The following is a 6994-nucleotide window of genomic DNA, read 5'->3' as shown; positions in this document are numbered from 1 at the left end:
GTCGTCGATCAGGCGTCCGCGGCACACCCGCCAAGGTCAATGCGAACGCTGGTCTTGCGGCCAGCGACAAGGTAAACTCGGCCAGCGTCTCGGATGGCAGTCATGAGAGCGTATATCTGGGTCCGTTCTGTGTACCGACCCCTCTAAGGAAGAAGCAGATGACGTTTGCACACATCTGCCTGTTTCTTGGCGTGCTGTTCGCCTTTGCGACCTTGATTCTCAAGGTCGTCGAGGTGGCTCGCTCCAAGTAGGGCACGGGCGGGGGTCGGGCTGGCACCCGGCCCCCAAACGATTGACCCCCAGCCACTGGCATGGCCGGGGGTCCGATCTCATAAGGCGTTAGCCTCATGACGTTTGCAGACGGATATATACAACCGTCCGGGACAAGATTCAACTAACGCCGGGCTGCCCCGCCACCCGCATCACACCCGGTGCAGCCCAGGCTTGCCGCGTTCCGACACGAAGCTCGCATAGGTCGACAGGCGGGCGTCCGGCACCGCGACGGTATCGAGGATCTTGAGGTCGCCACGGAAGGTATCGCGGCCGACCTCGCACAGCACGTAGCCGCGGCGATCGGTCATCGCCATCAGTTCGGGCGTGTGCGCCTTGGCCGAGCGGGTGAAGTCGTCGTCGTCGCCGACACCATCCGCGCCTGAGGTGATCGAGGTGGCGAGGAATTCGCTGGAGACGATTGTGCCGCGCTGGTCGTGAACGAGATCGCCGGCATAATGGCGATGCGCGTCGCCGCTGACCGTCATGACATTGCCCGGGCAGTGATCGGCGATGTGGCTGAGCAGGCGGCGCTGGCTGTACATATAGCCCGACCATTGATCCATTGAGGCGATGGGCACGTCCTTGCCCGGCTTGGTATAGTGCATGTTCATCAGCCGCACCTGCTGCGCGACGAGGTTCCAGCGCGCGGTCGATCGGGTGAGACCGTCGAACAGCCAGCCTTCCTGCGCATCGCCCATCATCGTGCGGTCGGGAGAGTAGACGTCCGGCCCCTGCACGACATCGTCGTCGCCATAGGCCTGATCGGACCGATACTGGCGGGTGTCGAGGAAGAAGCCCTGCATCAGGTCGCCGAAGCGGGCATCGCGATACATGCGCATCTGGGCGCCGACCGGCATCGAGCGCCGGCGCAGCGGCATATGTTCGTAATAGGCCTGCATCGCCATCGCCCGGCGCATCAGGAACAGTTCGGGCGGCGTGCCGTCCTGGTCGTAGTCGCCCGCCCAATCGTTGTCGACCTCGTGATCGTCGAAGCTGACGAACCAGGGTGCGGCGGCATGGGCGGCCTGCAGATCGGCGTCCGACTTGTACAGGCCGTAGCGCAGGCGATAATCGGTGATCGACTGGATCTCGCCATGCGTGTGGCGGCGGATCGGCGTCACCACCCGACCGGCAACGCGGCGCGGGGCAGGGCCGCGGTCGGCGCCCTCGTAGATGTAATCGCCGTAATGGAAGACGAAGTCGACCGGCTCCTCGGCGATCTTCCGCCACGCGGTGTACAGGCCTTCCTCGTAATTCTGGCAGCCGGCGACCGCGAAGCGCAGCCGGTCGAGCCGCGCCTGGGGCAGGGGGAGCGTCGCCCCGCGTCCGACCGGGCTGCGATGGCCGCCGCAGGTGAAGCGATACCAATAGGGCCTCGCCGGCTCGAGCCCCGTCACCTCGACATGCACCGCATGCGCGAGCTCGGGGTGGGCGATCGCCTCGCCATGGCGGACGATCTGGCGGAAATCGGGATCGCGCGCCACTTCCCAGCCGACGCGGACGGGCGCCGCGACCATGCCGCCATCGGGCTGCGCGGGTTCGGGGACGATCCGCGTCCAGGCGACGAAGCCGTCCGCATCGGGATCGCCCGCCGCGACGCCGAGCGTGAAGGGCGTCGTCAGGAACCCCGGCGCGTCGATCAGGTTGCGCGGGTTCGTCGGCAGCGCACCGGCGCGCGCCGCCATCCACAGCATCGGAAAGGCGGCAAGCAGGTGGCGGCGATCGATCATGGTCAGGTCCCTTGCCGGTCAGTTCAGCACGATGTGGAAGAAGGCGGCGCGCCCATAATCGTCGATTTCGTTGACATATTGGAGACGGTTGCCGGCCAGGAATTTCGGCTGGTCGTTGAACAGGTTGTTGATCTCGTACTTGAAGGTCACGTGCGGCAGCACGCGGTGCCACAGCGCCGCGTTGACGACCGTCAGCGGCGCGCGGCCGGTATCGTCCTTGGGCGTGACCCCCAGCGCGGTCAGCGATGCCGAACGATGGCTGACGGTGCCGCGGATCGCACCCGCGATCTCGGGCAGGCGCACCGTCGCGCCGGCACCGAGCGTGACGCGCGGCTGGTACATCAGCCGGTCGACCGTGCGCGTGCCCGTTTCCTCGCCCGTCACGTGCATCTGCCCATCGAGCAAGGTCACGTTGAAGAAGGGATCGACCTTGCGGCCCAGCACATCGACATTGTGCTCGGCGACCTGGAACTCGATGCCATACAGGCGCGACCGCTCCGCATTGGTCGGCTCGCGCACCGCATAGGTGGTGCCGTCGACCTCCTGCAGCGAGCGCAGGACGTAGATGTCGTCCTTGATCCACTTGGCGAAGGCGGCGACGGCGATCACGCCGTGCGTGCCGAAATAATATTCGGCGCCGACGTCCAGATTGTCGGCGCGGCGCGGCCGCAGGTTGGGATTGCCGCGGCGGATCGAGCAATCGGGGCCGCCCGCCTCTTCATCCTCGACACCGCAGCTGATCGTTTCGGGCTGGGCGATGTCGCCCGGCGTCGGCCGACCGAGCGTGCGGCTGTAGGCGAAGCGTAGCTTGGTGCCGTCGCCCAGGTCATGGTCCGCCGCGAACGAGGGGAGCAGATAGGCATAGCCGCCCCGCCGCACCGTCTGGCCAGGCAGCACCACGCCGCTGCGGATCACCGGCTGATGGGCGTCGAACCCGATATGGTCGTAGCGCACACCGGCGACCAGCCGGGTCGTGTCGCTGGCATGGTGCAGCGACAGGTACGGCGTCCACAGCCGCTCGACATAGCGATAGTCGCTGGCCGCCGCTTGATAGGCGGTCGCGCGCGCATCCAGCCCGATCTGCTGCCACAGGCTGCCCTTGGCGCGGGTATAGTCGATCCAGGGAAAGGACATGGCCGACCCGACGGGCCGATAGTTCGGGTCGACCAGATAGTCGGTCATCACCCGACCCAGGCGATAGGTGTTGACGTCGAGGTCGCGCGACAGGTCGAGCCGGCGGAACTCAACACCCGTCGCCAGGCCGAAACCGCGGTCGCTCGCCTCGGTATTCCAGGCATAGTCGACGCGCACGTCGGTCAGCCCTTCGCGCGCGGAGCGTTCGGTGATGTTGGCGGTGCTGAGCTTGTAGATCGACGCAAACGGCGCGTTGGGATCGCTGATCCCCGTCACGCGCGGGATTCCGCCGGTCGCGTCGCTGCCATCCTCCCAGTCGAGGAACAGCTTGGCGGGATAGGTGCGCACGCCGACATAGGGCTGCACGTTGTCGTAGAGCGCGCGCGTATAGCCGCCACGCACGTCGAGGTGTGACGCGTCTCCACGCCAGCCGAGCGAGGCGATGCCGCCGAACGTCTTCTTGTCCCAGGTGTCGTAGCGGTAGCGCGAATAGATGCTGTTGACCTGCGACCGGCCGCCGGTCGCCGTGCGCGCGACGATAGTGCTGCGCGTGTAATAGTCGTTCTTGTTCATCGTCGAGGATTCCCACAGACGATAGCCGAAGCCGAGCAGCGAGGCGCGGATGCGGTCGCTCGCCTGCCATTCCAGCTTGCCGCTGCTGCCCGCGGTGCGCAGCCGGTTGGTATAGCTGCCATAGCTATGGTCGCCCGGCACCGCGCGCCCGTCCCAATTGCCCGCATCGGGGCCGGCGAGCAGCTTGCCGCCGGCGTCGAAGTAATTCTTCACCGGCTGCCACCATTTGGCGGAATTGCGCGTGCGGCTCTGGTAGCGCGCCGACAGCAGGATGCCGAACTGGCCGTGCGATCCGAAGCGGTCGGCGAACACGCCCTTGGCCCCGCCGCCCCAATGCTGCGCGCTGCCGCCGATCGTGTTGCGCCCGTCGGGCCCGCGGAACGACTGGTAGCTGCCATAGCCGTCGAGCATCGTGTAGCGGCGCTTCAGGTCGAGCGGGCTGCGCGTCACGATATCGACGATGCCGCCGATCGCGCCGCCATCCTGTTCGGCGGTGAAGGTCTTGTAGACGTCGGTGCGCTGCGACAGCTCGGACGGGATGATCTGCAGGTTGATCATCCGCGATCCCTCGCCGTCGTTGCCGATCGAGGCGAGGGTGATGCCGTCGATCGTCGTCTGGTTGAGATCGGGCGCGATGCCGCGGATCGTCACGAAGCGCGGCGCATCGCCCTCGTCGATCGTGCTGATGCCGGGCAGCAACCGTAGCTGCTCGGCGATGTTGCCGTCCGCCGCGATCGTCTCGACGTCGTCGTAGACGATGGTGTCGACCACCGCGGGCGACTGTTCCTTCTGCGCGGTCGCCTGGCGATTGGCCTGGACGACGATGTCGGTCTGCGGATCGGGGCCCGCTGCGTCGCGTGACGCCATATCGGCGGGCAGGGGATCCGCGGGCAGGGCAGGGCCGGACGCGAGGGCCGGCGTCGCCGCCCCCACCAGCATGACGGACGCACAGCACAGCAGGCGCGCCCGACGGGCACGCAGAACCATCGACATGGATTATCCCCCTTGGCGACGCGCGACCGAAACCCGGCCCGCACGACCGACGCGGCGCCCGCCTCCGATCACATCGGACCCGCCCGCGCCGTGGGGGGCTGCTAGGCAGCAAACGTTACAGCAAGACTGTCATATCATGACACTTTTGCGATCCGCGCCGCCACGCTGTCCTTTTCGTCGAATTTGCGACGATCCGTCAGCAGGTTAGCGACCGATGTCGAATGGTCATATCGGTCATAACCCCCGCCTATGGGTCTTAACCTTCGCATGGTACGAGGTGTGACCATGCGTATCTTCGTCACCGGCGGGGCCGGGTTCATCGGCTCGGCGCAGGGGGCGGGCCTACCCGATGATTCAACGCGTGAATCACACCCTCGCCACTGATTCAGGAAATCCGTCGGACAGGGCGGGCGGCGTCGCCTAGACTCGCCGGCATGGACGAGCTGCCGTTCACGCCCATTGATCTCGTCGCCATCGATGCCGCGCGCAACGTGCGTCGGCGCTGGCGGGTGGCGGCGTATCGGGATCTGTTCGGGCAGGTGATGATCGAGACGCGCTGGGGGCGGATCGGGACGCAGGGGCGCGAACTGGTGCGCAGCTTTGCCGATGAGGCGGCAGCCTGCGCCTATGTGCGCGGGCTGCTCGCGCGGCGGGGGAGGGCGGTGCGGCGGATCGGGGTCGCCTATCGCCCCGTAGTGCCGACGCGCCGACATGTCGACACGTCGACCGATCGCGGCCGGCCGAGTAACGTGTTGATGTCGTGAGCCGTAAGCGGCGGTGGTTGCCGGATTTTCCTTTCTCGCCGGCGGACGTAATGCATAGTGTCCGCACAACGAATGGGGGCGGCGATGGCGGGACGGACGCAGGGAATCCTTGGGGCGACGATCGGCGCGATGCTGCTGACGCTGTCGGGCAGCGGGGCGGCACAGCAGCCCGCGACGCCGCTGCGGCCCGACCAGGCCCGCTTCCGCGCGCTCTACCAAGCAATGGTGGAGACCGACACCAGCATCACGACGGGCAGCTGCACCGCGCTCGCCGGTACGATCGAGGCACGGCTGTTAGCGGCGGGCTATCCCGCGTCGGCGATCACGCGCTTTGCGGTGCCCGATCATCCCAAGGAGGGCGGGCTGGTCGTGACGCTGCCGGGCACCAGCCGCACGGTGAAGCCGATGCTGCTGATCGGCCATCTCGACGTCGTCGTCGCCAACCCCAAGGACTGGACACGCGATCCCTATAAGATGGTCGAGGAAAACGGCTATTTCTACGGCCGCGGCACCGCCGACATGAAGGCGATGGACGCGATCTGGGTCGATACGATGATCCGGTTCAAGGAGAGCGGCTATCGCCCGAAGCGCACGATCAAGCTGGCGCTGACCTGCGGCGAGGAGACGAGCTGGGCGTTCAACGGCATGAAGTGGCTGGCGCAGAACCGGCCCGAGCTGATCGCGGCGGAGTTCGCGCTCAACGAAGGCGGGGGCGGGCGGTCGGACGGCAAGGGCAACCTCGCGATCGCCAACATCCATGTCGGCGAGAAGGCCGCGGTCAATTACCGGATCGAGGCGACCAACCCCGGCGGCCACAGCTCGGCGCCGGTGCGCGACAATGCCATCTACGAACTGTCCGACGCGCTCGGCCGGCTGCGCGCCTATGACTTCCCGTTGCAGATGTCCGACACCACGCGCGCCTATTTCCGCGTTGCGGGCAAGGCGCGCGGCGATGCGATGGGCGCGGCGATGCAGCGGATCGCGGCCGACCCGACCGACAAGGCTGCCGGAACGCTGCTCAACACCGACAAAAGCTATCATTCGATGCTGCGCACAACCTGCGTCGCGACGCTGCTGGACGGCGGCCATGCCAACAATGCGCTACCGCAGCGCGCGGGCGCCAATATCAACTGCCGTATCTTCCCCGGCGTGTCGGCCGAAGCGGTGCGCGCGACGCTGGAGCGGGTGATCGCCGATCCGCGCATGACCGTGAAGCAGGTCGACGATCGCGGGCCCGCGGCCGTGCCCCCGCCGCTCGACCCGAAGATTGTCCAGCCTGCCGAACGGCTGCTCGCGCGTTATTATCCGGGCGTGCCGCTCGCCCCGATGATGTCGACCGGCGCGACCGACGGCATCTATCTGGAAGCGATCGGCATCCCGTCCTACGGCCCGCCGGGCCTGTACGGGGATCCCGACGGCAACGGCACGCACGGCCTCAACGAACGCGCGATCGTGAAGGCGGTCTATACCGGCCGCGATTACCTGTACGACCTGGTCAAGGCCTATGCCGGCTGACACCTCGACGTG

Annotated in this window: 5 protein-coding genes; 3 read left to right on the top strand and 2 right to left on the bottom strand. The window is 67.0% G+C overall.

The window, feature by feature from the left end:
- Positions 1 to 251: hypothetical protein (locus ACP690_RS16205; RefSeq protein WP_426261634.1), on the top strand; the 251-nt coding region annotated here is incomplete at its 5' end.
- 171 nt (positions 252 to 422) lie between these two features.
- On the opposite strand, the gene ACP690_RS16200 is transcribed toward ACP690_RS16205, so the two are convergent.
- Together ACP690_RS16200 and ACP690_RS16195 are read right to left on the bottom strand one after the other, a co-directional pair.
- Positions 423 to 2003, bottom strand: a complete 1581-nt coding sequence (locus tag ACP690_RS16200) for an alkaline phosphatase D family protein (protein ID WP_426261635.1) — start codon at positions 2001 to 2003, stop codon at positions 423 to 425.
- Positions 2004 to 2021: 18 nt separating this feature from the next.
- Positions 2022 to 4703 (bottom strand): TonB-dependent receptor, encoded by a 2682-nt coding sequence (locus tag ACP690_RS16195; RefSeq protein ID WP_426261636.1) that lies wholly within the window; start codon positions 4701 to 4703, stop codon positions 2022 to 2024.
- A gap of 434 nt (positions 4704 to 5137) precedes the next feature.
- Here ACP690_RS16195 and ACP690_RS16190 point away from each other — a divergent pair, with 434 nt between their 5' ends.
- Together ACP690_RS16190 and ACP690_RS16185 are read left to right on the top strand one after the other, a co-directional pair.
- Positions 5138 to 5467 carry a WGR domain-containing protein gene (locus ACP690_RS16190; RefSeq protein WP_116463111.1) on the top strand — a complete coding sequence of 110 codons (330 nt, stop codon included), beginning with the start codon at positions 5138 to 5140 and terminating at the stop codon, positions 5465 to 5467.
- A gap of 84 nt (positions 5468 to 5551) precedes the next feature.
- Positions 5552 to 6982: a M20/M25/M40 family metallo-hydrolase gene (locus tag ACP690_RS16185; RefSeq protein ID WP_426261637.1), complete on the top strand. Its 1431-nt coding sequence runs from the start codon at positions 5552 to 5554 to the stop codon at positions 6980 to 6982.
- Positions 6983 to 6994 lie beyond the last annotated feature (12 nt).

It is taken from the genome of Sphingomonas sp. DC4900, assembly GCF_049896485.1.
Lineage (GTDB): Bacteria > Pseudomonadota > Alphaproteobacteria > Sphingomonadales > Sphingomonadaceae > Sphingomonas > Sphingomonas aquatilis.
The sequence above is the reverse complement of the archived record's forward strand: the minus strand, read 5'-3'. Positions and strand labels throughout refer to the sequence as shown.

Coding starts and splice junctions, on each gene's coding strand:
- ACP690_RS16200 (WP_426261635.1), bottom strand. CDS start 2,003: ATGATCGATCGCCGCCACCTGCTTGCCGCCTTTCCGATGCTGTGGATG.
- ACP690_RS16195 (WP_426261636.1), bottom strand. CDS start 4,703: ATGTCGATGGTTCTGCGTGCCCGTCGGGCGCGCCTGCTGTGCTGTGCG.
- ACP690_RS16190 (WP_116463111.1), top strand. CDS start 5,138: ATGGACGAGCTGCCGTTCACGCCCATTGATCTCGTCGCCATCGATGCC.
- ACP690_RS16185 (WP_426261637.1), top strand. CDS start 5,552: ATGGCGGGACGGACGCAGGGAATCCTTGGGGCGACGATCGGCGCGATG.